The sequence below is a fragment of the Sinorhizobium sp. BJ1 genome (assembly GCF_002531555.1).
Lineage (GTDB): Bacteria > Pseudomonadota > Alphaproteobacteria > Rhizobiales > Rhizobiaceae > Sinorhizobium > Sinorhizobium fredii_B.
In genome coordinates this window covers 106,757-130,835 of the sequence record NZ_NWTH01000018.1, presented here as the reverse complement: position 1 = coordinate 130,835, position 24,079 = coordinate 106,757, and the positions used below count along the sequence as shown (strand labels likewise).

General features: G+C 62.6%; 24 protein-coding genes. 15 read left to right on the top strand and 9 right to left on the bottom strand.

Going from position 1 to position 24,079, the window contains the following annotated elements; all coding sequences use genetic code 11:
- Positions 1-137: 137 nt before the first annotated feature.
- Together CO676_RS21665 and speB are read right to left on the bottom strand one after the other, a co-directional pair.
- Complete coding sequence (locus CO676_RS21665) at positions 138-1,217, bottom strand: ABC transporter substrate-binding protein (RefSeq protein WP_097522581.1); 1,080 nt, start codon at positions 1,215-1,217, stop codon at positions 138-140.
- 118 nt (positions 1,218-1,335) lie between these two features.
- Complete coding sequence (speB, locus tag CO676_RS21660; protein WP_014765617.1) at positions 1,336-2,394, bottom strand: agmatinase; 1,059 nt, start codon at positions 2,392-2,394, stop codon at positions 1,336-1,338.
- A gap of 215 nt (positions 2,395-2,609) precedes the next feature.
- On the opposite strand from speB, the gene CO676_RS21655 reads away from it, so the two are divergent.
- Entirely contained in the window at positions 2,610-3,653 is a 1,044-nt protein-coding gene (locus CO676_RS21655; RefSeq protein ID WP_097522580.1) for a LysR substrate-binding domain-containing protein, read from the top strand.
- A gap of 44 nt (positions 3,654-3,697) precedes the next feature.
- Entirely contained in the window at positions 3,698-4,876 is a 1,179-nt protein-coding gene (locus CO676_RS21650) for an aminotransferase (RefSeq protein WP_097522579.1), read from the top strand.
- Positions 4,877-4,964: 88 nt separating this feature from the next.
- On the opposite strand, the gene CO676_RS21645 is transcribed toward CO676_RS21650, so the two are convergent.
- The 5 genes from CO676_RS21645 to CO676_RS21625 all read right to left on the bottom strand — a co-directional run bounded on the left by CO676_RS21645 (position 4,965) and on the right by CO676_RS21625 (position 10,537).
- Positions 4,965-5,810: a DMT family transporter gene (locus tag CO676_RS21645; RefSeq protein ID WP_097522578.1), complete on the bottom strand. Its 846-nt coding sequence runs from the start codon at positions 5,808-5,810 to the stop codon at positions 4,965-4,967.
- 197 nt (positions 5,811-6,007) lie between these two features.
- Positions 6,008-7,441 (bottom strand): aldehyde dehydrogenase family protein, encoded by a 1,434-nt coding sequence (locus CO676_RS21640; RefSeq protein ID WP_097522577.1) that lies wholly within the window; start codon positions 7,439-7,441, stop codon positions 6,008-6,010.
- Positions 7,442-7,758: 317 nt separating this feature from the next.
- Positions 7,759-7,908 carry a hypothetical protein gene (locus CO676_RS21635; protein WP_041414610.1) on the bottom strand — a complete coding sequence of 50 codons (150 nt, stop codon included), beginning with the start codon at positions 7,906-7,908 and terminating at the stop codon, positions 7,759-7,761.
- Positions 7,909-8,030: 122 nt separating this feature from the next.
- On the bottom strand, positions 8,031-8,945 hold the full coding sequence (locus CO676_RS21630; RefSeq protein ID WP_097522576.1) for a transglutaminase family protein: 915 nt from the start codon (positions 8,943-8,945) through the stop codon (positions 8,031-8,033).
- A gap of 284 nt (positions 8,946-9,229) precedes the next feature.
- Positions 9,230-10,537, bottom strand: coding sequence for an FAD-binding oxidoreductase (locus tag CO676_RS21625; RefSeq protein WP_097522575.1), 1,308 nt, complete (start codon positions 10,535-10,537; stop codon positions 9,230-9,232).
- Between the two features lie 124 nt (positions 10,538-10,661).
- Here CO676_RS21625 and CO676_RS21620 point away from each other — a divergent pair, with 124 nt between their 5' ends.
- The 13 genes from CO676_RS21620 to CO676_RS21560 all read left to right on the top strand — a co-directional run bounded on the left by CO676_RS21620 (position 10,662) and on the right by CO676_RS21560 (position 22,790).
- The gene (locus CO676_RS21620) at positions 10,662-11,378 is read left to right on the top strand and encodes a FadR/GntR family transcriptional regulator (RefSeq protein ID WP_097522574.1); all 717 of its coding nucleotides are present in this window, start codon (positions 10,662-10,664) and stop codon (positions 11,376-11,378) included.
- Positions 11,375-12,547, top strand: coding sequence for a PLP-dependent transferase (locus CO676_RS21615; RefSeq protein WP_097522573.1), 1,173 nt, complete (start codon positions 11,375-11,377; stop codon positions 12,545-12,547). The genes CO676_RS21620 and CO676_RS21615 overlap by 4 nt, the downstream gene beginning before the upstream one ends.
- Before the next feature lie 90 nt (positions 12,548-12,637).
- Positions 12,638-13,900, top strand: coding sequence for a sugar ABC transporter substrate-binding protein (locus CO676_RS21610; protein ID WP_014765626.1), 1,263 nt, complete (start codon positions 12,638-12,640; stop codon positions 13,898-13,900).
- Positions 13,901-14,001: 101 nt separating this feature from the next.
- Complete coding sequence (locus tag CO676_RS21605; protein ID WP_014765627.1) at positions 14,002-14,937, top strand: sugar ABC transporter permease; 936 nt, start codon at positions 14,002-14,004, stop codon at positions 14,935-14,937.
- 43 nt (positions 14,938-14,980) lie between these two features.
- Positions 14,981-15,775 carry a carbohydrate ABC transporter permease gene (locus CO676_RS21600; protein ID WP_048657511.1) on the top strand — a complete coding sequence of 265 codons (795 nt, stop codon included), beginning with the start codon at positions 14,981-14,983 and terminating at the stop codon, positions 15,773-15,775.
- Positions 15,776-15,781: 6 nt separating this feature from the next.
- Positions 15,782-16,849, top strand: coding sequence for a sn-glycerol-3-phosphate ABC transporter ATP-binding protein UgpC (ugpC, locus tag CO676_RS21595; protein ID WP_097522572.1), 1,068 nt, complete (start codon positions 15,782-15,784; stop codon positions 16,847-16,849).
- Between the two features lie 211 nt (positions 16,850-17,060).
- On the top strand, positions 17,061-17,447 hold the full coding sequence (locus tag CO676_RS21590; RefSeq protein WP_097522597.1) for a cytochrome c family protein: 387 nt from the start codon (positions 17,061-17,063) through the stop codon (positions 17,445-17,447).
- A gap of 137 nt (positions 17,448-17,584) precedes the next feature.
- A complete protein-coding gene (locus CO676_RS21585; protein ID WP_097522571.1) occupies positions 17,585-18,427 on the top strand; it encodes a cytochrome c oxidase subunit II in 843 nt (280 codons plus the stop codon).
- 35 nt (positions 18,428-18,462) lie between these two features.
- Positions 18,463-20,244, top strand: a complete 1,782-nt coding sequence (gene ctaD, locus CO676_RS21580) for a cytochrome c oxidase subunit I (protein ID WP_014765632.1) — start codon at positions 18,463-18,465, stop codon at positions 20,242-20,244.
- Positions 20,241-20,939: a cytochrome c oxidase subunit 3 gene (locus CO676_RS21575; protein WP_097522570.1), complete on the top strand. Its 699-nt coding sequence runs from the start codon at positions 20,241-20,243 to the stop codon at positions 20,937-20,939. Before ctaD ends, CO676_RS21575 begins: the two co-directional genes overlap by 4 nt.
- 12 nt (positions 20,940-20,951) lie before the next feature.
- Positions 20,952-21,674, top strand: coding sequence for a heme-copper oxidase subunit III family protein (locus tag CO676_RS21570; protein WP_097522569.1), 723 nt, complete (start codon positions 20,952-20,954; stop codon positions 21,672-21,674).
- 10 nt (positions 21,675-21,684) lie between these two features.
- Complete coding sequence (locus CO676_RS21565) at positions 21,685-22,041, top strand: cytochrome C oxidase subunit IV family protein (RefSeq protein WP_097522568.1); 357 nt, start codon at positions 21,685-21,687, stop codon at positions 22,039-22,041.
- A 293-nt stretch (positions 22,042-22,334) separates the two neighbouring features.
- Positions 22,335-22,790 (top strand): Rrf2 family transcriptional regulator, encoded by a 456-nt coding sequence (locus CO676_RS21560; protein ID WP_041414613.1) that lies wholly within the window; start codon positions 22,335-22,337, stop codon positions 22,788-22,790.
- A gap of 7 nt (positions 22,791-22,797) precedes the next feature.
- Here the strand turns inward: CO676_RS21560 and CO676_RS21555 are convergent, their stop codons facing one another.
- Positions 22,798-23,781, bottom strand: a complete 984-nt coding sequence (locus CO676_RS21555) for an acyl-CoA dehydrogenase family protein (RefSeq protein WP_097522596.1) — start codon at positions 23,779-23,781, stop codon at positions 22,798-22,800.
- Between the two features lie 78 nt (positions 23,782-23,859).
- Positions 23,860-24,039, bottom strand: coding sequence for a hypothetical protein (locus CO676_RS21550; RefSeq protein ID WP_097522567.1), 180 nt, complete (start codon positions 24,037-24,039; stop codon positions 23,860-23,862).
- Between the last annotated feature and the right edge of the window lie 40 nt (positions 24,040-24,079).

Below are 24,079 nucleotides of genomic sequence, written 5' to 3'. Positions count from 1 at the left end.
CATTCGAGTTTCGGCATAGGTTATCCCTAAACCGCACGCGGTTTAAGGGATTATGCACTGAGCCATGCAGCCGTTCAAAGGACTACAGCGCACGGCGCTGTAGTCCGCCCCGGTCAACGGGCGGACGCTCGCGATCATCAGCCGACGATCAGTTCCGTCCATTTCTGGTTCAGCCAATCCGACTTGGTCTGGTAGAGGTCGTAGCGCGGGACGATCGGCTCGATATCGGACGACACTGCGGCAAACTCCTTGTCCGTCAGGTCGGTCGACTCGCGCTTGACCGTTGGCGAGGTGCCGACCTTGCGCGACAGCGTCGCCTGGACGGCAGGCTGGCACATATAGTCGATGAAGATATGCGCCTCCTCCGACTTCTGCGAGACGCGTGACAGTGCCCAGCAGCCGGAATCCTGGATGCCGCCTTCCTTGGGGAAGGTGGAACGAACTGGGTGACCGTCGGCCGCGGCCAAGCCCGTAACGTCGTGGTAATACTGGCCCATCGGGATTTCGCCCGACTTCAGCGCCTGCTCGAACTGCGCCTCGTCGCGGTACCAGAGACGGACATTCGGCTTCACTTCGGCAAGCTTCTCGAACGCCTTCAGGATGCCTTCCTCGGTGTCGAGCGCATTGGTGCCACCCATGTGGGTCTTGGCGGTCACCTCGAGCAGGAAGGAGTTCGAAACCAGCGCCAGCAGGCCGAGCTTGTCGGCGTTCGCCGGATCCCAGAGGGCCGTCCAGGAGGTCGGCGCTTCCTTGTAGACATTGGTGTTGGTGACGAGCGTGATGTACCAGGAGACGGCCCCGACGCCGGCAACGCGGCCGTCCGGATATTTGTTGACGAAGCGATCGAGGAGGTTCGAGGCGTCCTTGATCTTCGCCATGTCGATCGGCGTCCAGAGCTCGGTTGCCTGACCTTTGAGCATCGCGACCTGCGACATCATCGAAACATCTGCCGGTGCCTGCCCTGCACGGGCGGCCTGCTCAAGCTGGACCAGCCAGGCCTCACCGGTCGGTTCGGCGATTGACTCGACCGCAATGCCCGTCGCCTTGGTGAACTCCGGGAAGATGTTCTTGTCGAAGGAGTCCTTGAAGTAACCGCCATAAACGCCGACCTTGAGCGACTTGTCCTGGGCTCTCAGCACCGCGGGCATTGCCAGCATCGATGCACCGGCAAGTCCCGCCCCCAGCAGTGTGCGGCGCTTGATCGAACTGATGTTCATTGCACGTCTCCTTTGTTTTGGCGGCTACCGCCGCGTTCCCTGTTCTCGTTGAAATCTTATGGCATTCCGGTGGAATAATACTCTTTCCCGGGCTCTTTGGCGCGGGCTGACGGCCGCTTCACCCTTTGCCGATGACGGTCGGGCTGAAGACCATCAGGCTGAGGATTTCGAAGAGCACCTGGGCGCCCGCATGGGCGGTGTTCGTGGTCGCATCGTATTGCGGCGCGACCTCGACCACGTCGCCGCCGACGAGATTGACGCCCTTCAGACCGCGGATCAGTTCAAGCACCTCACGGGTCGTCAGGCCGCCGACCTCCGGCGTGCCGGTGCCTGGCGCGAAACTCGGGTCAAGGCTGTCGATGTCGAAGGACAGATAGGCCGGGCCATCGCCGACGATCTTCTTGGCTTTCTCGATGATCGCCGGAATGCCGAGACCAGTGACTTCCTCCGCATGGATCACAGTCATGCCGGACTCGTAGGAAAACTCCCAGAGATATTCGGCTGAGCCGCGGATGCCGATCTGGACAACGCGGGTAGGGTCGAGCACGCCGTCGAGAACGGCATTGCGGAACGGGCCGCCGTGATGGAACTTGGTGAGGTCATAGGCGCCGCCGGTGTCGCAATGGGCGTCGATATGGATCATACCAACCGGCCGCTTCTTGCCGACCGCCTTCAGGATCGGATGAGTGATCGAGTGGTCGCCGCCGACCGAAAGCGGCACGACGCCCGCATCGACGATCTGGTTCATGCGCTTTTCGATGTCTTCGTGGCTGAGTTCCAGCCGATAGCGGCTTTGGAAGGCAACGTCGCCGATATCCGCGACACGCAGATCGTGAACGGGCGCGCAGCCCAGCACGTGGTTAAACGGTCCAATGCGCTCGATCGCTCGCAGTGCCCGCGGTCCGAAGCGGGACCCCGGGCGGTTGGTGACGCCGAGGTCCATCGGTATGCCGACGATCCCTACCTGCAGATTGCCGAAGTCCGGGTTGTCGGCATCGACTGGCATGTAGGGCGCGGTCAGAAAAGTGGGGATGCCGGAATAGGGCGCGAGCCGCGTGCCGCTTTTCGTGAAGATCTTGTCCGCGACCTTGCGGAAGGCCGGGTCGAAGAGTTCTCCGCCATGGCTTTCGCCATATTTCGCCTTCAATTCGCTGAGCTTCTTCTCGTCCCAGACCATGCGCCGGAGCCTCCCATGTCTGTCGCCGGGGATCAAAGCGTCGCGAAGCCGATCGCAACTGGCGGTTTCGCCGGCGGGCCGGCGCGATCATGTTCCCCAGGCTTTTGCCCTTGTTGGAACCTATTAGGTGACAAATCCTCTGGAAAATCAATTGACATTGTTATAGCGTTTCGTGTGAGAAAAACTCACATTGCTAAGACCCTTCGGAGCCTCACGTGTCGAGCCGCCTGCCCCCCTTGAACCCGCTGCGCGCCTTCGAGGCGACCGCCCGGCGCGGCTCGGTTTCCGCGGCGGCCCGCGAGCTCAACGTCACCCATGGCGCCATCAGCCATCAGATCCGCGCGCTCGAACTTTCCTTCAACGCGCCGCTCTTCGAGCGCGGCGGCAAGCGGCTGAGGTTGACGCCACAGGGGGCGCTGCTGCTGCCGGCCGTCACCCATGCCTTTGCAGAGATCGCCGCCGCAACGGCGGCGATGACCCGGCCGGCGACAAGTGGCGAGCTCAGGATCACCTGTGTTCCGGCACTGCTCTCGTTCTGGATGATCCCGCGCCTGCATCAGTTTACCGAGCAATTTCCCGACGTGCAGCTGACGCTGGTCGCCTCCAACGACGAGGCACATCTCCACTTTCCGGACGTCGATGTCTGCCTCCTCTATGGCGATGGCAATTGGGGAGACTGCTGGGTCAGGCTCTGGAGCCGGCTGGAGCTGTTTCCCGTGGTCAGCCCGACGCTCCTCAACATGCGGCCGCTGCGCTCGATCCGGGATCTGCGCGACCATGTGATGCTGCATGGCGATGACGGCCGCGAGTGGAACACTTGGCTGGCCGCCGCCGACGCGACCGACCTTCAGCGCGGCCGCCAACACTTCATGAGCGACGCACGGCTGTCGACCGAAGCCGCACTCCACAATCAGGGCGTGGCGCTCGGCGATACCATCACCGCCGGCAGCCTGATCGCCCGCGGCGAATTGATCGCGCCATTCGACCTGACAGTGCCGGCCAACGACGCTTTTTTCGTCGCCTGCCGCAACGAGGTGCGCGCCGCACCGATCGTCCGCGTCTTCATCGACTGGCTGTTTGCGGCGCTCGAGAGCGATCCGATGCCGGAGCTTCAGACCTCCGCCCGCACGATCATCCGCTCCCGCATATCCAGACCGGAAGATAACGATCGCAAGTCGGCAGCGGGCAGCTTTCAACCAGTTTCGTCACCCCGCAGCCGGCGCGTGGAAAGCCCGCAAAAGCGCAAGACCAAGTCATAAAGCAGGCGCCACAGGCGCCGCTCGCCAACAACAGGAAACGCTCGATGCCCCACCTCAATCCGCTCATCGCAAAGCTCTCGCCGCCGCCGGTCCCCTCGGTGCTGGCCTGGGCGAAGGCCTATGACGGGGCAAAGGGGCCGCTGATCGACCTCTCGCAGGCGGTTCCCGGCTATCCCGCCCATCCGGATATGCTCAAATGGCTTGGCGAGGCGGCCGCCTCGCCTGCCTATACCGGCTATGGCCCGATCGAAGGCGAGACCGAACTGCGCAGCGCCTATGCAGACCAGGTGGCGGCGCTCTACGGTGCCCCAATTACCAGCGACAACATTCACATCACCTCCGGCTGCAACCAGGCCTTCATCTGTGCCGCCATGGCGATCGCAAGCGCCGGCGAGACGGTGCTGATGACCAATCCCTATTACTTCAACCAGGAAACGACGTTGGCGATGCTCGGCATCAATGTCGAGCTCGCACCGTGCGATGCCGGCGCCGGCTTCCTGCCCGAAGTCGAGACCATCGCCGCAGCACTTCGGCCGGGCGTTCGCGCGCTCGTCCTCGTCTCCCCGAACAATCCGACTGGCGCCGTCTACCCGGCCGATCTGCTCCAGCGCATCTACGACGCCTGCCGGGCGAACGGCACCTGGCTCATCCTCGACGAGACGTATCGCGACTTCCTGTCCGACGCCACGGTCGCACCGCATCGCCTGCTCCAGACCAAGGGCTGGCAGGACGGCTTCATAGGCCTCTACAGCTTCTCCAAGTCCTTCTGCATCCCCGGCCACCGGCTCGGCGCGATCACTGCCGGGCAGGCGGTCGTCGAGCAGGTGACGAAGATCATGGACAACCTGCAGATCTGCGCGCCGCGCTCGGCCCAGGCCGCCGTCGCCAAGGCCATCCCGGCGCTCACCGACTGGCGGCTCGCCAACCGCGCCGAGATCACCGCCCGCGCCAACGCGCTGAAGGACGTGATGGGCCGCCTGCCGCAATGGAAGCTGCAGGCGGTCGGCGCCTATTTCGCCTATGTCCGCCACCCGTTCCGCGACATCGACTCGCAATTCGTCGCCGAGAAGCTGGCAAAGCTTGCCGGCGTCGTCTGCCTGCCGGGCGATTATTTCGGCGCGGGCCAGGAAAGCTATCTGCGCTTTGCCTTCGCCAATGCCGATGTGCCGACGATCAGAAAGCTGGAAGAGCGGCTCGCGGGATTTGAACTGCCGGGCATCTGATGCATGTCGCCCAAAGGTGTGCAGCGGTTTTGGGACGACGACATGCGTTGAAACAAACCTAAAGCGCGGCGTCGCGCTTTAGGTAGATTTAACCGCGGCGGGCGATCAGGATGCCGATGAGCACGATCGCGCCGCCGGTTGCCTGCATGAGACCCACAGGCTCGCTCAGCAACACCCAGGCGAGCACCGCAGCCACGACCGGCTGCACGAGCAGCGTCAGCGATGAAAAGGCCGGCGGCAGATAGGCGAGCGCATAGGTGATCGCCACCTGCCCGCCGGCGTGGCTGACGAAGGCGAGACCGACGAGCATCGCCCAGCCGAAGGCGCTCGGCGGAAACAGCGCCGGCTCGGTCAGCAGCGTCATCGGCAATATGCAGAGGGCCGCCGACGCGGTGCTCCAGATCATGATGCGGTTGGTGCTGAAGCGGCTGCGCAGTTGCCCGATCGCAAGAATATAGCCCGCATAGAACATGGCGGCGACTATCGCGATACCATCGCCGGCCAGGTCGCCGCCGCCAAGGGCGGCGGGCCCGCCCTTCAGAACCACGACACCCACGATGGCCGTGGCTAGGCCCGCTCCGAAAATTCCGCTCACGGGAGAGCGGAACAAGGCCCAGCCCGCAAGCGTCACGAACACTGGCGCAAGATTGGCCAGCAGCGTCGCGTTTGCCACAGACGTCATGGTGAGGGAGAGGTGCCACGCCCCGAGGTCGATGGCGAGGAAGACGCCCGGCAGGATGAGCAGAGCATAGTCGGACAAGCGCTCCGGGCGCCGGTCGGCGGCCGCATCCTTGCGAAGCCACGACCAAGCAAGAAGCGGGATCAGCGCCAGTGCCACACGCCAGAAGGCCGTCGCCATCGGCCCCACTTCCGAAAGCCTGACGAAAATCGGCGATCCGGCTATGGCGACACCGCCGACGAGCAGTGCGGCCATGGCCAGGGACTGTTGGGAGGAGGCGGAACTGACGGCTTGGTTCACGGCGATATCCGAAGGCTGGGAAGGAGCGCCTTGAGGGCGCCGCTACGCCAGCTATCAGAACGTCGGATCGGACAACAGCCTGAATTCGCCAAAAAGGCGATCATCGGCGGCCGCCGCACGAAAAGTTGTAGCCGCCAAGCTCCAAACGGCGCTCAGGCCGCGTCCGGCAGATGCACCGTCTTCACCTCGAGGAAGTCCTCGAGGCCGAAGGTGCCACCCTCGCGGCCGTTGCCCGACTGTTTGTAGCCGCCGAACGGGCTCCCGTAGCGATGCGGTCCGCCATTGATATGCACCATGCCGGCGCGCAGCCGCGCCGCGACCCGTTCGGCGCGCTCCTGGTCGCCGGTCTGCACATAGGCAGCAAGCCCGTAGCTCGTGTCGTTGGCGATTGCGATCGATTCCTCCTCCGTGTCAAAGGGGATGATCGACAGCACCGGCCCGAATACCTCCTCGCGGGCGATCCGCATCGAGTTGTCGACATCGGCGAAGATCGTCGGTTTGACGAAATAACCGGTGTCGAAGCCTTCCGGCTTGCCGGCGCCGCCGACGACGAGGCGCGCACCCTCGGCAATACCCGCCTCGATCAGCGCCTGCACCCGCTCGTACTGGATGTGGCTGACGAGCGGACCGATATGGGCGCCTTCCTTGGTCGGGTCGCCGACCGTCGCCTCCCGGCCGACGCGCCTTGCGATCGCGACCACATCTTCATAGACGCTGCGCTCCACCAGCATACGGGTCGGCGCATCGCAGGACTGACCGGAATTGTTGAAGCATTCGAGGACGCTGGCGGTCACCCTCGCATCGAGATCGGCATCGGCGAAGACGATATTCGGCGACTTGCCGCCAAGTTCCAGCGTGACGCGCTTGACCGTATCGGCGGCATCCTTGCTGACGGCGATGCCGGCGCGCGTCGAGCCGGTGAACGACATCATGTCGATGTCCTTGTGCTTCGATAGTGCTGCGCCCGCGTGAACACCGTCGCCATTCACGAGATTGAAGACGCCGCGCGGGAAACCCGCCTCGTCGATCATCTCCGCATAAAGCATGGCATTGAGCGGCGTGAACTCACTCGGTTTCAAAACGCAGGTGCAGCCGGTCGCCAACGCCGGCACCACCTTGAGAGCAATCTGGTTGATGGGCCAGTTCCACGGGGTAATCAAGCCGCAGACGCCGATCGGCTCGCGCATCAGCGTGTCGCCGTTCGGCAGCTTTTCGCGCAGCTTCAGTCGCTTCAGCGCGTCGATGTAGCCCTCAAGGTGGCCGACGCCGACATCGGCCTGTTGCTCCCGGCTCATGGTTTTCGGCGCGCCGAGTTCCGCGGTGATCGTGTCGGCCATCTCGTCGTAGCGGCGTTTGTAGATCGCCAGCAGCTTTTCGAGGAGCGCCAACCGCTCCTCCAAGCTGGTCCGGCTGTAGCTCGCAAAGGCTTTCTTGGCGGCCGCAACGGCGCGACCGATATCGACTGCCGTTCCGAGGGAGATGGCGGCGATCGGCTTTTCGGTCGCAGGATTGAGCACGTAGAGGTCGTTCTGTGCTGCCGGTTCGACCCACTCGCCGTTGATGTAGAACTTGCGTTTGTCGAGCATGTGCTCTCTCCCTCCCGTCAAAGTGTGGTTTCCCGGCGGACCGGACGCCGGATGGTCGCCGGGGCGGTCGGTGCACGATGAGCGCGGAGCGACTTCCGATACTCTCGCGACGACGTTCACCGTACACGAGTCTTGGAGTCGATCTACGAGTCGATCTGCGCATCGAGTTGCGTGGCCGAGGCACGCTACGACGCAGCGATACGCCCTGCAAGGGGTGCGATGTCGCGTTTGCGAGCCCGTTAATGGCGTCATGGGAGACGGTGGCGCAGTGGGCCCCGACTGAGTGCAAAAGACTTCGGGGAGAAGTCCGGGCGCCGTCAGATGGCGCCGATGACGACGGCCGAAAGGAAGCTGAACGCCGCCACGATGGCGATCGTGTGGGGGATGAGATTGACTGGCAAGCGCCTGGTGGATTGCGTCACATGGAACGCGTAGCGGGAGTGGGTCATCGCCTTTGTCGCGTTCATTTTATCTCTCCGCTGCTGGCGTTGGCCTATACTCCTGTTCTCCTATATTCTCGATTAAGTTTGTAGATATTATTTTCCGCGGATCGCCCAAGGCGGGAAAAATCCGTTCCCGGACTGCGCCGTCAGTGCGGCTCGCGGTCGCGTTCCTGCAGATGGCGCGACCACGTCTCGCTGAACCAGGGGGTCAGCAGCGACACCTCGGCGGTGCGATGCGACCGACTGAGCCGGCCGTCGACCTCGACGGAGGTCCAGACGGTGAAGTGGGTCAGCCGATGCTTGCCGAAGGTCTGAATCAACGGGACGTCTGCTGCATCTCGGCCGCGAGCGACGGGAATCCGGCCGGCCCGCCGCGCGTTGTTCTTGGCATCGAACGTGTACCAGCGGTCGCCGAGGAACACCTCGAACCAGGCGTTGAAATCCATCGGCGCCGGGCTGTCGGGGACCCCGATGTCGGCCATGTAGCCGTGGACGTAGCGGGCCGGCATGTTCATGCAGCGGCAGAGAGCGACCGCAAGGTGGGCGTAGTCGCGGCTGACGCCCAGCCGATCCTCATGCGCTTCGAGCGCCGTGCGCATCGCCTGCGCATAGCCGTAGCTGAAGACCAGCCGGTCATGCACATAGTCGCAGATGGCCTGCACCCGTTGCCAGCCCGCCGGAACGTCGCCGAAGAGCCGCCAGGCAAGCGCGCTCAGGCGATCGGTCTCGCAATAGCGGCTGGCGCATAGATAGGGCAGCAAATTGGGAGGCAGCCTTTCCACCGGCAACGCCTCGGCCAGAGGATCCGAGACGTCGAGCCGGCCGTCATCGCTGATCACCGCGTCGTAGCTAAGCCTGGTGTCACCTTCGGGCAGAACCATGCGCATGCAGCTGTTCCCATGCGGGTCGGTGATCTCCTCCATCGGAACGAGCGGCGAAGCGACGGGACCTCGCTCCCGCACAATCGCATCCCGCCGTTCCTTGGCGACGGACAAAAACGTCATCATCGGCGTCGCATGCGGACAATCGATGCCAATCTCATAACCGAAGCGGATGAACATGTTCGACCTCCCCGACTGCGATTTTCGTGACACTGACGCTCCGCGCCGCGAGCGCCGGCAGCCCTCCAGCGGCGGCATCGCGGGTCAGCGGCCCGTTCGAAGCTCAGTCCCGCAATTTTCTTCTGTTGAGATCCACGCGAATGACAAAATCTGTGCTCCCGTCCGGCGCACATATCAGCGGACGATCGAGCCGTCCGCGGCCGAAATACTAGCGCATCATCGCAGAGAGCGGTATCGATTTGAAGAAAGAACCCGCACCCACCACCCCGGTATCGGCAGCAGAACTACCAACCGACGGCATTCTTGAAAGAATACCACCAGGAACCGATCGTCGAATACTGCGCCCGGAACATCCGGCCGCCCGGGAAGGGATACCAGGGAAGCTTCTCGAACATGTCGAAGCGCGACTGGTCGCCGTCGATCGCCTCCGCAAGGGTACGGCCGAAAAGATGCGATCCGGTCACCCCATGACCGCTATAGCCGTGGGCGAAATAGGTGTTGGAGCCGATCCGGCCCATCTGCGGCACGCGCGTGAAGGAGAGCGCGAAGTTGCCGCTCCAGGCATAGTCGATCTTCACGCCCTTGAGGCGCGGGAAGACCTTTTCGAGATTGGGCCTGAGTTTCGCCACCACGTCGGCCGGATCGGTGCCGCCATAGACCGTGCCGCCGCCGAAGATCATCCGCTTGTCGGCCGAAAGCCGGAAATAGTCGAGGATGTAGCGCACGTCCTCGACGCACATATCGCTCGGGATCAGCGTCTCGGCGAGCTCTTCGCCGAGTGGTGCCGTGGTGATCATCTGCGTCGAGACCGGCATGACGCGCGAAACGAGCTCGGGCACCGCGTCACCAAGATAGGCATTGCCGCAGAGCACCACGATGCGCGCTGAAACTTCGCCCTCCCTGGTATGGACGGTCGGCCGCGCCGCCTTGCGATCGACTCGGGTTACCGGCGACATCTCATAGATGGTGCCGCCGAGGCTCTCGAAGGCGCGCGCCTCGCCGAGCACCAGATTGAGGGGGTGCATATGGCCGCCGGTGATGTCGAGCATGCCGCCGCAATAGGCTTCGGAATTTACGAGCTTGCGCAGCGCCTCCCGGTCGAGCAGCAGGTGGTCGTCCATCCCGTATTTGCGCCAGAGCGCCTGCTTGGCCTCGAGTTCCTTCATATGGGCGCCGGTATAGGCGGCATAGATGTTGCCGGATTTCAGGTCGCAGTCGATCCGAAATCGGCTGACGATCCGGCGAATGATCCGCCCGCCTTCCTGGACAAGGCCGCCGATGAAGCGGGCCGCATCCTCTCCGAAGCGACGCTGGATGGACGCCAGGCTGGCATTGAGGCCGTTGACGATCTGGCCGCCGTTGCGTCCGGAGGCGCCCCAACCCACCTGGGCGCCCTCGACCACGGTGACCCTGTAACCTTTCTCGGCGAGATGAATGGCCGTCGACAGGCCGGTATAGCCGGCGCCGACGACGCAGATGTCGGTGTCGACCCGCCCTTCGAGATTGACCGGCGTGCGGATGATGTTGCGGGTGGCGGCGTAGTAGCTCGCCGGATGGCTGCCGTCGCCGGCATAGGACTTCGTGACGCTCACCCTATGGATTCCTGCGTGTCGTGAGGCCTTTGTCAGCAGCAGGCATATCGCAATTCTTGCCGCTTGACCATGCGGCGCCGCGGCTGCATATTGCTCAGATGTCAGACCAATTTGGAGCTTGCGGATGCCCGAGCCGGAGAAAGCGATGCTGCTGCCCCTGCCCCCGGTGGATCGGGTGCAGCAGGTGATTTCCGCTCTCGCCGACTATGTTCAGCGATCGGGCTTAAGACCTGGCGATCGGCTGCCGGCCGAGCGCGAATTGATGGCGGCGCTCGCCGTCGGCCGATCCACGGTGCGTGAAGTCATCAGCCATTTTCAGGCGCTCGGCGTCGTCGAAGCGCGCAAGGGCAGCGGCACCTATCTGTTGCGCGCCATTTCCGGTGCGACGATCCACATGCCGCTGACGCTCGACACCCGCCATCTTCGCGACGCCCTGCTGCAGACACTCGAGGTCCGGCGCGGCATCGAAGTCGAGGCCGGCATGGTCGCCGCCCGCCGTCGCACCGAAAGCGACCTCGTCAACATCGAAACGAAGCTCGATGAGATGGAGCGCGTTCACCTTGCCAAGGGCACCTCCGGACCGGAGGACCTCGCCTTCCACCTGGCAATCTACGACGCGACGCACAATCCGCTCTTCCGCCAATTGCTCGAGCAGATGCGCGAGGCCTTCGAGCGCTTCTGGGAAAAACCCTTCGACCGCCCGGACTTCGCGCGGCGGTCGTTTCCCTATCATCGAACCCTCTTCGACGCGATCGCCTCGCAGGATCCGGATTCCGCCCGGGAAGAGACGTTGAAAATCCTCGCCGTCGTCGAGGAAGACATCAAGGAAATGTCCCAATGAATGACGGCCTCGATCCGTTCGATAGAGCCTCGCTGATCACCGCCCATGACGAGGGCCATGCCTTCGACGCCGTCGTTCCGCCGATCGTCCAGACCTCGCTGTTCACCTTCAAGGACTATGACGAGATGATCGCCTCCTACCGGGGCGAGCGCGTCCGGCCGATCTATACCCGCGGCCTCAATCCGACGGTCCGGCTGTTCGAGGAGATGCTGGCGAACCTGGAGGGCGCCGAGGATGCCATCGGCTTTGCCAGCGGCATGTCGGCGATCTCCTCCACCGTGCTGTCCTTCGTCGAGCCGGGCGACCGCATCGTTGCCGTGAAGCATCTCTATCCCGATGCGTTCCGGCTGTTCGGCACGCATCTGAAGCGCATGCGCGTCGAAGTGACCTATGTCGATGGGCGCGACGAGGAGGCGGTTGCCAAGGCCCTCCCCGGCGCCAAGCTCTTCTACATGGAGAGCCCGACGAGTTGGGTCATGGACACGCATGACGTGGCAGCCCTCGCGGGGCTCGCCAAATCTGAGGACATCGTCACCGTCATCGACAACAGCTGGGCGAGCCCGGTGTTCCAGCAGCCGATTTCGCTCGGTGTCGATCTGGTCATCCACTCGGCCTCGAAATATCTAAGTGGCCATAGCGATGTCGTCGCCGGTGTCGTTGCAGGATCGAAGGAACTGATCGGCCGCATCCGGTCCGAAGCCTATCCCTATCTCGGCGGCAAGCTCTCGCCCTTCGACGCCTGGCTGTTGATCCGCGGACTTCGCACCCTGCCGATCCGGATGAAGGCGCATGAGCGTTCGGCGCTCGCGGTCGCCCGCCGTCTGCAGGAGCATCCGCTGGTCGAAACGGTCTGCCATCCGGGCCTCGGCAATCACCTGCCGCCGGGGCTATTCGGCACGTCCGGCCTGTTCTCCTTCATCTTTCGCGAGGGCGTCGACGTGCGCCACTTCGCCGATCATCTGCAATTCTTCAAGCTCGGCGTGTCCTGGGGCGGCCACGAAAGCCTCATCGTGCCGGGCAAAGTCGTTCTGGCGCAGAAAGCCCAACCCAATTCCGCGGCCGCCTTCGGCATTTCTCCGCGGTCGGTACGGCTCCATGTCGGCCTGGAGGGAACGGAGGCCCTCTGGAGCGATCTCGAAGCGGCGCTCGACGCCGCTTCATCAGGCTGACAAGGCGGGATGAGGCAAAGTGCAAGCGTTTTCCGCCCGCATCCCGCGCTTAAGACAATCGATCAACCGTCAAGAAAAGAGGGAACAAAAATGAGGAAGCTTATCACGGCCACCCTGCTCGCCACGTTGATGGCCGGCAGCGCACTTGCCGATACCAAGCTGAAGCTCGTCGAGGTCATCACCAGCCCCGAGCGCACCGAAACGCTGAAGTCGATCGTCGCCAAATTCGAGGCGGCGAATCCCGGCACCACCGTCGAGATCATCTCGCTGCCCTGGGGCGAAGCCTTCCAGAAATTCGCCACAATGGTCTCGGCCGGCGAAATCCCGGACGTGATGGAGATGCCGGATACCTGGCTGTCGCTTTACGCCAATAACGGCATGCTCGAGAGCCTCGAGCCCTACCTCGCCAAATGGGAGCATACGCCGGGCCTCACCGAGCGCGCGCTGGAACTCGGCCGCGACGTCAACGACACCGCCTATATGCTGCCCTACGGCTTCTATCTCCGGGCGATGTTCTACAACAAGAAATTGCTCTCCGAAGCGGGCGTCGGCGAGCCGCCGAAGACGTTGGACGACTTCGTCAAAGCGTCCGAAGCGGTCTCCAAGCTGCCGGGGAAATACGGCTACTGCCTGCGCGGCGGTCCGGGCGGCCTCAATGGCTGGGTGATGTTCGGCGCCACCATGGCCGGTGACAACAAGTTCTTCAACGAGGACGGCACCTCGACCATGAACAGCGAAGGCTGGATCAAGGGCCTGACATGGGTCATCGATCTCTACAGGAAGGGGCTCGCGCCGAAGGATAGCGTCAACTGGGGCTTCAACGAAATCGTTGCCGGCTTCTATAGCGGCACCTGTGCCTTCCTCGACCAGGACCCGGATGCGCTGATCGCCATTGCCCAGCGCATGAAGCCGGAGGACTTCGGCGTCACCACCATGCCGAAGGGCCCGAGCGGCAAGGCCTTCACAACGATCGGCTTCGCCGGCTGGTCGATGCTCGCCGCAAGCCAGAACAAGGACCTCTCCTGGAAACTCATCGAAACGCTCGAAGGTCCGGAAGGCAACATCGAGTGGAACAAGCGCACCGGGGCGCTGCCGGTCCACAAGTCGGCCGAGAAGGACCCCTTCTACGCGAGCCCGCAATTCAAGGGCTGGTTCGATGAACTTGCCGACAAGGACGTCGTGCTGACCGTCATGCCAACCTACCTCGAGGAATTCGCCTTCTTCAAGGATTCGCTGGCGATCAAGACGACCCAGGAAGCGCTGCTCGGCGACATCACGCCGGAAGAACTCGCCAATCAGTGGGCCGATTACCTGACCAAGGCGCAGCAGAAACACCTGGCGAACAAGAAGTAAGATCGGCACCGGCGGTGGTTCGCGCCCCCGCCGGTCCAACTAAGAACGACAAGCAGGCACGCCGATCGATAACGGCGGTCAAAAAGGGGAAATTTCGACCGATGGCCTATGCCGCACGCCATGATGGCCTGCCTGCAATTCGTCCGCCGCTGATGAGGCGCATCGCGGATGCCTCCGCGCCTTATCTTTACAGCGCACCGGCACTGATCCTGATCGTCGCTGTCATGCTCGTCCCACTCGTGCTCGGCGTCTCCTATGCCTTCCGCGACATCCAGCTCCTTAATCCTTTCTCGGGTGCTTTCGTCGGGCTCGATCATTTCCGGGCGCTGTCGCAGGATCAGGCATTTTTCCGCTCGCTGCGCAATACCCTCTGGTGGACAGGTGCGTCCGTCCTCCTTCAGTTTGCCTTCGGCCTAGTCCTGGCTCTGCTGCTCGACAAGCCGTTTCGCGGCCGCGCCATCGCCCAGGCGCTCGTTTTCCTGCCCTGGGCGGTGCCGAGCTTCCTTGCCGGCCTCAACTGGGCCTGGCTCTTCAATCCCGTCGTCGGCCCGTTGCCGCACTGGCTCTACGCGCTCGGGCTGATGAGCCAGCCGGCCAACATCCTCTCCGATCCGCAGCTCGCCATGTGGGGGCCGATTATCGCCAATATCTGGTGGGGCATTCCCTTTTTCGCGATCACCCTGCTGGCCGCGCTGCAGGCGATCCCGCGCGACCTCTACGAAGCGGCGAGCATCGACGGAGCCGGAGCCTTCCAGCGCTTTCTATCGATCACGCTTCCCTTCCTGGCGCCGACGATCGCCATCACCATCCTCTTGCGCACCGTCTGGATTTCGAATTTCGCCGATCTCATCATCGTCATGACCAATGGCGGCCCGGCCGACCGCACGCAGATCGTTGCGAGCTACATTTTCACTCAGGCATTCAAGCGGCTCGATTTTGGCTACGCCTCGGCGATCGCCCTGGTGCTCCTGGCGCTGCTGCTGGCCTATTCGCTGCTGATCGTCATTCTGAGACAGTGGCTGTTGAGCAAGGATTGAACCGTTGCGCGCCAAATCAGCCCTCCTCACCGTCGCGCACCGCATGGCCATCCTCGCCTATATCGCCTTTGCGCTCTTTCCGCTCTTCTGGCTGCTCAAGGTGGCGGTGACGCCCAACGACCTGCTCTATTCCGAAGGCATCCGCCTCTGGCCGTCGCGCGCCAGCCTCGACCATTTCGATTTCGTGCTGAGGCATAGCGCCTTCCCGGTCTTCTTCCGCAACAGCCTGATCGTCTCCGGGTCGACGGCAATCGTCGTGACGATCCTTGCCTCGCTTTCCGGCTATGCGCTGTCGCGCTTCCGCTTCCGCGGTAAATACTGGCTGGTGACGCTGATGCTGCTAACGCAGATGTTTCCGCTGGTGATGCTCGTCGCGCCGATCTTTAAGATCCTTTCGCCGCTCGGGCTGACCAACAGCCTGACCGGCCTCGTCATCGTCTACAGCGCCTTCAACGTGCCGTTCGCCACCTTCCTGATGCAGTCGTTCTTCGACGGCATTCCCAAGGATCTGGAAGAGGCGGCGATGATCGACGGCGCCACGCAGTTCGTCGCCTTCCGCCAGATCATCCTGCCGTTGACGCTGCCGGGCATCGCCGCCACGCTCGGCTTCGTCTTCACCGCCGCCTGGAGCGAATTGCTCTTCTCGCTGATGCTGATCTCCGGCAACGAGCAGGCGACGTTCCCGGTTGGGCTTCTGTCCTTCGTCTCGAAATTCTCGGTCGACTTCGGTCAGATGATGGCCGCCGGCGTGCTGGCACTGATCCCGGCCTGCCTCTTTTTCCTGCTCATTCAACGCTATCTCGTCCAGGGCCTCACGGCCGGCGCGGTGAAAGGCTGATTACCCATGGCTTCCATCGACATCGCCAACATCCAGAAATCCTACGGCATCCACCCGGTCTTGCATGATGTCGACCTCAAGATCCGCGATGGCGAATTCGTCGTGCTCGTCGGCCCGTCCGGCTGCGGCAAGTCGACACTGCTGCGGATGATCGCCGGGCTCGAAAGCGTGACCGCCGGCGAGATCCGCATTGCCGGCAAGCGGGTCAATGAGCTTGCGCCGAAGGACCGCGACATCGCCATGGTCTTCCAGTCCTATGCGCTTTATCCGCATATGTCGGTCGAAAAGAACATGAGCTACAGCCTCAGGCTTCGCAAGACGCCGAAGGAGAGGATCGCAACGGTGGTAACGGGTGCGGCTGCCAAGCTGGGCCTCGACCCCCTGCTGGAGCGCCGACCGAGAGCGCTATCCGGCGGCCAGCGGCAGCGCGTCGCCATGGGCCGCGCTATCGTGCGGCAGCCGAAAGCCTTCCTTTTCGACGAGCCGCTCTCCAACCTCGATGCCCGCCTGCGCGAGCAGATGCGCGCCGAGATCAAGAAGCTGCACAAGGATCTCGGCGCCACCTCCATTTACGTGACGCATGATCAGATCGAGGCGATGACGCTTGCCAACCGCATCGTCGCCATGAATGCCGGCGTCGTTCAGCAGGTCGGCAGCCCCCTCGACCTCTATGATCGCCCCGCCAATCTCTTCGTCGCTGGTTTCATCGGATCGCCCGGCATGAACTTTTTCGCGGGCGCCTATCATGCCGGCGAAAGGCCGTTGTTCGAGATTGCCGACGAAATTAGCATTCCGCTCGACTCGCCCGCACCGGTTGCGAACAATGCCAAGGCGACGCTCGGCATCCGCCCGGAGCACATCGTGCTTGCCGGGCATGGGCCGGAGACACTGCTTGCGACCGTCGATCTGGTCGAGCCGACCGGCTTCGGCATCATCCTGCATCTCTCGCTCGGCCGCGCGGGCTTCAAGGCATTCACCAATGATCGCTCGTTTTTGACGGCCTCCGGTACGATCCCGGTCCACTTTCCCGCGCACAATCTGCATTTCTTCGACGGCGAGGGTAACCGCGTCTGACGCAGCGTCGGCACGGCGGCGGGGAGAGGCCCGCCCCGACCGCCTACCCGGAAGGAGCAATTGACTTCTTTCCGGCGAGGACTAGCTTCTTTTCTGTCGCAAGTATCAACCGCCCCGGTGCGCCATTCCTTTAAGTGAAGCAAAAACCGCCAAAGCCATGATTTGACGACACTCTTCCTTGCGCCGCGCCGGGCGAAACTGGGGAAGTATGATGCGAATTGCTGTTGTTGCCCTATCTTTTTCGGCACTCTTTCTCTGTCCGGTTGCCGGCCATGCCCAGGAGGGCGATGCTGACGCCGGAGCCACCGTCTTCAAGAAATGCACCGCCTGCCACGTCGTCGACAAGGACCAGAACAAGGTCGGGCCGTCGCTCATGGGTGTCATCGGCAGGACTGCCGGCACTCATGCGGACTTTAAGTATTCACAAGCCATGGTCGAGGCGGGTAAGGGCGGGCTCGTCTGGGACGAGGCGACTTTGAGCGACTATCTCCGCAATCCGAAGGCGAAGATCAAAGGCACAAAAATGGTCTTTCCCGGGCTCAAGAAGGACGAGGAGATCGCCAACGTGATCGCCTATCTCAAGCAACACCCCAAATAGGAGCATCCCTCGGGAAGAGGGATTTTCACGTCTTTCCGATGATTTGCCAGTATTATCCGTTCGTGCAATAATTCTGATCGGAACGCTGCGGATTGTGTATTCGTCTCACGGCTGATCACGGCGGGGAGGGACAGAAAATGGCGGTTGTAGTGGCTCTGGTTCTGTTGGCCGCCGGATCAGTGTTGTTCCATTTGTTGAGTCCTTGGTGGTGGACCCCTATCGCCTCCAACTGGAATTACATCGACAATACCATCATCATAACCTTCTGGATCACCGGCATTGCCTTTACCGCCGTGGTCCTGTTCATGGCCTATTGCGTTCTGCGGTTTCGCCATCGACCCGGCAACACTGCCGCCTATGAACCCGAAAACAGGAAACTCGAAGGCTGGCTGGCAACGAGCACCACGCTTGGCGTCGCCGCGATGTTGGCGCCCGGTCTGTTCGTCTGGAACCAGTTCATCACCGTCCCGCATGGCGCTTCCGAAGTGGAGGTGATCGGCCAGCAATGGCTCTGGAGCTTCCGGCTTCCCGGCGCCGACGGGCGGCTAGGCACGAGCGAGACACGCGACATCACCCCCGAAAACACGCTCGGCCTCAACCGGAATGACGCAGCCAGCCTCGACGATCTGATCATCGAGGGCGGCGAGCTTCACCTTCCCATCGGCAAGCCGGTCAAGGTGCTGCTCCGCTCCGTCGATGTCCTGCACGACTTCTACGTGCCGGAATTCCGCGCCAAGATGGATATGATCCCTGGCATGGTGACCTATTTCTGGCTCACCCCGACGCGCACGGGAACCTTCGAAATCCTTTGCGCGGAGCTCTGCGGCGTCGGCCACCCGCAGATGCGGGGTACCGTCGTCGTCGACACCGAAGAAGACTATCAGGCCTGGCTCGCCGAGCAGCAGAGTTTTTCGCAACTATCCGCATCGTCCGAAACAAGCCCGGCGGCGACCGCGATCACCGCCGCAGCAGCGCAGTAAGGGGGCGCCGCTGAGTAGCAAACCTGGGAGGACATATGATGGTCGACGTCCGGTCCGGTATTGGCGAGGCGCTTCCGCCTCCCGAAGTCGAGGATGTTGAACTGTATCATCCGCATAGCTGGTGGACGCGCTACGTCTTCAGCCAGGATGCGAAGATCATCGCTATTCAATATGCGACGACGGCGATCGCCATTGGCATGGTGGCGCTGGTGCTCTCCTGGCTGATGCGCCTGCAGCTCGGCTTTCCGGGCACATTTGAACTGATCGACGCCGAGGCCTACTACCAGTACATCACCATGCACGGCATGATCATGGTGATCTACCTGTTGACCGCGCTCTTCCTCGGCGGCTTCGGCAATTACCTCATTCCGCTGATGGTCGGCGCCCGGGATATGGTGTTCCCCTACGCCAACATGCTCAGCTACTGGATCTACCTGCTCGCCGTGCTGGTCCTGGTCGCCAGCTTCTTCGCCCCCGGCGGGCCGACCGGCGCCGGCTGGACCCTCTATCCGCCGCAGGCGGTTCTCTCCGGCACACCGGGCGGCAAGGATTGGGGCATCATCCTGATGCTCTCGTCGCTGATCATCTTCATCATCGGCTTCACCATGGGCGGTCTCAACTATGTCGTCACCGTGCTCCAGGGCCGCGCGCGCGGCATGACGCTGATGCGCCTGCCGCTGACCGTCTGGGGCATCTTCACGGCGACGGTAATGGCGCTGCTCGCCTTCCCCGCCCTTTTCGTCGCCTGCGTCATGATGCTCTTCGACCGGCTGCTCGGCACAAGCTTCTTCATGCCGGCGATCGTCGAAATGGGCGAACAGCTGCAACATGGCGGCGGCAGTCCGATCCTCTTCCAGCACCTCTTCTGGTTCTTCGGCCACCCTGAGGTTTATATCGTCGCCCTGCCCGCCTTCGGCATCGTGTCCGATCTCATCAGCACTCATGCGCGCAAGAACATCTTCGGCTACCGCATGATGGTCTGGGCGATCGTCATCATCGGCGGCCTCTCCTTCATCGTCTGGGCCCACCACATGTATGTCAGCGGGATGAACCCCTATTTCGGTTTCTTCTTCGCCACCACGACGCTGATCATCGCGGTACCGACGGCGATCAAGGTCTACAACTGGGTGCTCACCCTCTGGCGCGGCAACATCCACCTGACCCTGCCGATGCTCTTCGCGCTCGCCTTCATCGTCACCTTCGTCAATGGCGGATTGACGGGGCTCTTCCTCGGCAATGTCGTCGTCGACGTGCCGCTCTCCGACACCATGTTCGTCGTCGCGCATTTCCACATGGTCATGGGCGTTGCGCCGATCATGGTCATCTTCGGCGCGATCTATCACTGGTACCCGAAGATCACCGGACGCATGCTCAACGAAGTGCTCGGCCAGATTCACTTCTGGGTCACCTTCATCGGCGCCTATGCGATCTTCTTTCCGATGCACTATGTGGGTCTCGTCGGCGTGCCGCGCCGCTACTACGAACTGGGAGAGATGGCGTTCGTGGCGGACTCCGTCCACACCCTCAACGCCTTCATCAGCGTCATGGCGCTGGTCGTCGGCGCAGCGCAGATCGTCTTCCTCTTCAATCTCGCCTGGAGCGTGCGGCACGGCCGGGAGGCCGGCGGCAATCCCTGGCGGGCGACGACGCTCGAGTGGCAGACGCCCGAAACGCCGCCATCACACGGCAACTGGGGTAAGGAACTGCCCGTCGTCTATCGCTGGGCCTACGATTACAGCGTCCCGGGTGCGCCCGAGGATTTCATCCCGCAGAACCAGGCGACGCCGGGCCTCGTCACCCATGAGGCGGCCTCATGAGCGTCGCTCTAATCTTCCTCATGCTAGTCGCTGCCGTCATCGTCTGGTGGCTCGCCCAGCAGCGGCTGGCGTCGCGTCCCTGGCTCGAGGTCGGTCATGTCTACGACCGCCGGAGCGGCGCGCCGTTGCCGGCTTCAAAAATCGGTCTGGGCGTCTTCCTCGGCGTCGTCGGCGCGCTGTTCTCGCTTGCCATCAGCGCCTATTTCATGCGTATGACTTCCTCCGACTGGGGGTCGTTGCCCCTGCCCGGCCTCCTCTGGGTCAACACGGGCATACTTGCCGTCGGCAGCGTTACCCTACACAGGGCAAAGGTGGAGGCGGGGCGGCGCGATGACGAGGCCACCCGAACCGACCTGCTTGCCGCCCTGGCGGCAGGTCTCGCCTTCCTCGTGGGGCAACTTTTCGCCTGGCGCGAGCTGACCTCTGCCGGTTACCTTCTCGCCGGAAATCCCGCCAACAGCTTCTTCTATCTGCTGACCGGCATGCACGGCCTGCACATTGTCGGCGGGCTTGTCGCGCTCGGCCGGCTCACGGTCCGCGCCTGGGGCGGGCCGCTGGACCGCAGAATGCGCCTGACGGTCGAGCTCTGCGCCATCTACTGGCATTTCATGCTGTTCGTCTGGCTGGTGCTCTTCGCGCTCTTTTCCGGCTGGGCCAGCGACGTCGTCGATTTCTGCCGCCAACTGCTGACATAGGAACCGCTGACAATGTCTGCCCCGATCAAGACCCCCGCAGCAGAAACGCTTCCCCACCGGGCCGGTCTGGCTGGGCTGGCGTCGGACTGGGCCTCGGACCAACGCACCTTCAAGAACGTCTCCTGGGGAAAGGCGATGATGTGGATCTTTCTCTTGAGCGACACCTTCGTCTTCGGCTGCTTCCTGCTCGCCTACATGGCGGCGCGCATGTCCACGACCGTTCCCTGGCCGAATCCGAGCGAGGTCTTCGCCCTTGAGATTGCCGGAACGCATATGCCGCTGATCCTGATTGCGATCATGACCTTCGTTCTCATCTCCTCGAGCGGCACCATGGCAATGGCCGTCAACTGCGGCTATCGCCGCGATCGGAGGAAGACCGCAATTCTCATGCTGGTCACGGCGCTATTCGGCGCCACCTTTGTGGGCATGCAGGCATTCGAGTGGTCGAAGCTGATCGCCGAAGGCGTGCGTCCCTGGGGCAATCCCTGGGGAGCGGCGCAATTCGGCTCCTCCTTCTTCATGATTACCGGTTTTCACGGCACCCATGTCACGTTCGGCGTGATCTTCCTGCTGATCGTGGCGCGCAAGGTCTGGCGCGGTGATTTCGACACGGAGCGGCGCGGCTTCTTCACCAGCCGCAAGGGCCGCTACGAGATCGTCGAGATCACCGGTCTCTACTGGCACTTCGTCGATCTGGTCTGGGTTTTCATCTTCGCATTCTTCTATCTCTGGTGAGGAGGGCACCATGGCTCATGCCGAGGCACGTGCCGCACAACATGTGGCACAGGCGGAACACCAACAGCACCCGATCAAGCTCTACCTCCTGGTCTGGGGGCTGCTGTTCGTGCTCAGCGCCTTTTCCTACCTGGTCGATTATTTCGGTCTGCAGGGATATCTGCGCTGGTCGCTGATCCTGATCTTCATGATGCTGAAGGCGGGGCTGATCGTCGCGGTGTTCATGCATATGGCCTGGGAGCGGCTCGCGCTGACCTACGCTATCCTGCTGCCGCCACTGCTGGTCCTCGTGTTCGTGGCGCTGATGGTATCGGAGTCGAACTACATTCTTTTCACACGCCTCGCCTTCTTCGGCACCGGGCCTTGACCAGGAAACAGAGGCTGTCGCGCGCTCGATGCCTTCCTTCTGTCAAAGGCGAACGGGAAAAGAAAAGAGGGCGTTCCTGACCAGCGCAGACGGCTTGAGCTGCGTGAAAGCGGGTCAAATCACTGATTCTTACGTGAGTGACTGAAAATTCATCGCCATGCGGTAGCAGTTTCGGTGGCACTCACTTGCAGATTAAATCGGCAAAAACTATTTACTAAGTAAGAAATAATAAACGTCCGTTCCTTGTGCGCGCCATCCGGCACGTGCGCGACGGACACTATCCGAGTCCCACAATGCTTACGAAAAAAGGCAAGTACGGATTGAAGGCGCTTGTTGATCTGGCGCGCCTTGGTCCTGGAGAAACCGCGTTCGTGACGGAGATTGCGACACGCAACAATATCCCGAAAAAGTTCCTCGACACGATCCTCCTGGAATTGCGCAACACCGGCATCCTGCGCTCGAAGAAAGGTCCCAACGGCGGCTATTCTTTGTCGAAGCCCGCCTCGGAGATAATGATCGGCCAGGTCATTCGCGCGCTTGACGGGCCACTCGCTCCCATCCGCTGTGCGAGCCGGACGGCCTTCGAGGCGTGCGACGATTGCAACGATCCGGTCGGCTGTCAGGTGCGCCTCTCGATGACCGAGGTTCGAGACGCGATCGCCACCATCCTCGACAATATGACGCTCGCGCAGTTCGTCTCCAAGGAGCGGGCGAAGACCGTCGAGGAAGCGCTTATCGCCGGCGAATAGGCTGACCTCAGCCTATGAATAGCGTGCGCCCGAGCTCTGCGAGCAGGTGCCCGGTGCCGCGCGTTCCTTCCAGCGGAAAGGCGATCTCGATCGCGGTGGCAACTCTGGCCACCTCCACGACGCCAGCCGGCGTGGCGTTCACCTGCGCGAGGTCGAGGGCGGTCGAAGCCCGATCGATCAGGGCCGCCAATGTCTCGATCTCGACCTGGAATCGCCCGATCCGCTCGTCCCACGGCCGGTCGCCCGACGGACGGCCGGCGCGCCACAAGTTCAAATTGCCTGCCAGTTGCCGGCGCTTCTCTCCGAGGACGGTTGCGGCATGCAGGATCGTTCCGAGCGATCGCGCAAGGACCAGCGCATCGCGGTTGAGGGCAAGCACCGAGTCAGCCGGCACATGCACCCTATCAAGGCGATACAGTGCCGGCTCGCCAACACGGACCACATCGGCGTCGGTGCTGCCACGCTGGATGAGCAAGAGGCTCGTCGCCTCGGCGTCGTTTAGCGCAAGAATGGCGAACCAATCCGGCTCGCCGAGATTGGCAGCCTCGAGAGCACCGATCAATTTGAGGCCGATACCATCGTGGACGTAGCGATGTTTTGTGCCCTGATCGCTCGGGCCCGCTGCCGACAACCTCTCACCCGTTGCCACATGCGAATAGATACTGCGCCGCTGTTCCTCGCTGCCGCCATTGCGGACCAGTTCGAGGGCGCGGAAGTGGTCGACAAGCGCACCGGCCGCAGCCGGCTGCACTTCGGCGATCTGCGACACGGCCTGAGCGATCAATCCGTTCGATACGTCAGCGCCATCGAAATCGGAGGGAATCGAGATCGCCAGCAGGCCGGACCGCACGAGGGCGTCTGTCAGGACAGCCGCGGGAGCATCGGCGCCGAGCGCCACAACCTCGCCGGCCGCCGTCAATACCTCCTCGTCGGATGATATTCGAAGCGGCACCGGTCGAAGACGCTCATGCAGATGCGTAATGGATCCCATCTCATGCATCCCTACTGATGCTGGCTCAGCCAGACCGGTAAATGGGCAGAGGCCGCGTACACTGCTCGCCATTCCGCCTTAGAGAACCGGGAACAATCCCCAGAACAGAGCCTGCTGGCGCGCCTGTTCCTCGTCGCTCCGGTCGACCGCGGCGGCCTTTTTCTCTTTGGCTGCTTTCTCGGGCGCGCTCTTCGCGCGGGTATGTTCGCGCCAGGCTGCGAATAGATCGAAGGAAAAGTTCACCATACCGAGCGGCATTCGGCATTCCTCCTGTTGGACCCTTCATGAGCCGGCGCGC

Excerpts from the sequence above, each read along its gene's own strand:
- CO676_RS21630 (WP_097522576.1), bottom strand. The coding sequence starts at position 8,945 with ATGTTCATCCGCTTCGGTTATGAGATTGGCATCGATTGTCCGCATGCG.
- CO676_RS21610 (WP_014765626.1), top strand. The coding sequence starts at position 12,638 with ATGAGGAAGCTTATCACGGCCACCCTGCTCGCCACGTTGATGGCCGGC.
- CO676_RS21605 (WP_014765627.1), top strand. The coding sequence starts at position 14,002 with ATGGCCTATGCCGCACGCCATGATGGCCTGCCTGCAATTCGTCCGCCG.
- CO676_RS21600 (WP_048657511.1), top strand. The coding sequence starts at position 14,981 with ATGGCCATCCTCGCCTATATCGCCTTTGCGCTCTTTCCGCTCTTCTGG.
- speB (WP_014765617.1), bottom strand. The coding sequence starts at position 2,394 with ATGGTCTGGGACGAGAAGAAGCTCAGCGAATTGAAGGCGAAATATGGC.
- CO676_RS21635 (WP_041414610.1), bottom strand. The coding sequence starts at position 7,908 with ATGAACGCGACAAAGGCGATGACCCACTCCCGCTACGCGTTCCATGTG.
- CO676_RS21565 (WP_097522568.1), top strand. The coding sequence starts at position 21,685 with ATGGCTCATGCCGAGGCACGTGCCGCACAACATGTGGCACAGGCGGAA.
- CO676_RS21615 (WP_097522573.1), top strand. The coding sequence starts at position 11,375 with ATGAATGACGGCCTCGATCCGTTCGATAGAGCCTCGCTGATCACCGCC.
- CO676_RS21585 (WP_097522571.1), top strand. The coding sequence starts at position 17,585 with ATGGCGGTTGTAGTGGCTCTGGTTCTGTTGGCCGCCGGATCAGTGTTG.
- CO676_RS21645 (WP_097522578.1), bottom strand. The coding sequence starts at position 5,810 with ATGGCCGCACTGCTCGTCGGCGGTGTCGCCATAGCCGGATCGCCGATT.
- CO676_RS21650 (WP_097522579.1), top strand. The coding sequence starts at position 3,698 with ATGCCCCACCTCAATCCGCTCATCGCAAAGCTCTCGCCGCCGCCGGTC.
- CO676_RS21590 (WP_097522597.1), top strand. The coding sequence starts at position 17,061 with ATGCGAATTGCTGTTGTTGCCCTATCTTTTTCGGCACTCTTTCTCTGT.
- CO676_RS21575 (WP_097522570.1), top strand. The coding sequence starts at position 20,241 with ATGAGCGTCGCTCTAATCTTCCTCATGCTAGTCGCTGCCGTCATCGTC.
- CO676_RS21640 (WP_097522577.1), bottom strand. The coding sequence starts at position 7,441 with ATGCTCGACAAACGCAAGTTCTACATCAACGGCGAGTGGGTCGAACCG.
- ctaD (WP_014765632.1), top strand. The coding sequence starts at position 18,463 with ATGATGGTCGACGTCCGGTCCGGTATTGGCGAGGCGCTTCCGCCTCCC.
- CO676_RS21560 (WP_041414613.1), top strand. The coding sequence starts at position 22,335 with ATGCTTACGAAAAAAGGCAAGTACGGATTGAAGGCGCTTGTTGATCTG.
- CO676_RS21550 (WP_097522567.1), bottom strand. The coding sequence starts at position 24,039 with ATGCCGCTCGGTATGGTGAACTTTTCCTTCGATCTATTCGCAGCCTGG.
- CO676_RS21570 (WP_097522569.1), top strand. The coding sequence starts at position 20,952 with ATGTCTGCCCCGATCAAGACCCCCGCAGCAGAAACGCTTCCCCACCGG.
- CO676_RS21665 (WP_097522581.1), bottom strand. The coding sequence starts at position 1,217 with ATGAACATCAGTTCGATCAAGCGCCGCACACTGCTGGGGGCGGGACTT.
- CO676_RS21555 (WP_097522596.1), bottom strand. The coding sequence starts at position 23,781 with ATGGGATCCATTACGCATCTGCATGAGCGTCTTCGACCGGTGCCGCTT.
- ugpC (WP_097522572.1), top strand. The coding sequence starts at position 15,782 with ATGGCTTCCATCGACATCGCCAACATCCAGAAATCCTACGGCATCCAC.
- CO676_RS21620 (WP_097522574.1), top strand. The coding sequence starts at position 10,662 with ATGCCCGAGCCGGAGAAAGCGATGCTGCTGCCCCTGCCCCCGGTGGAT.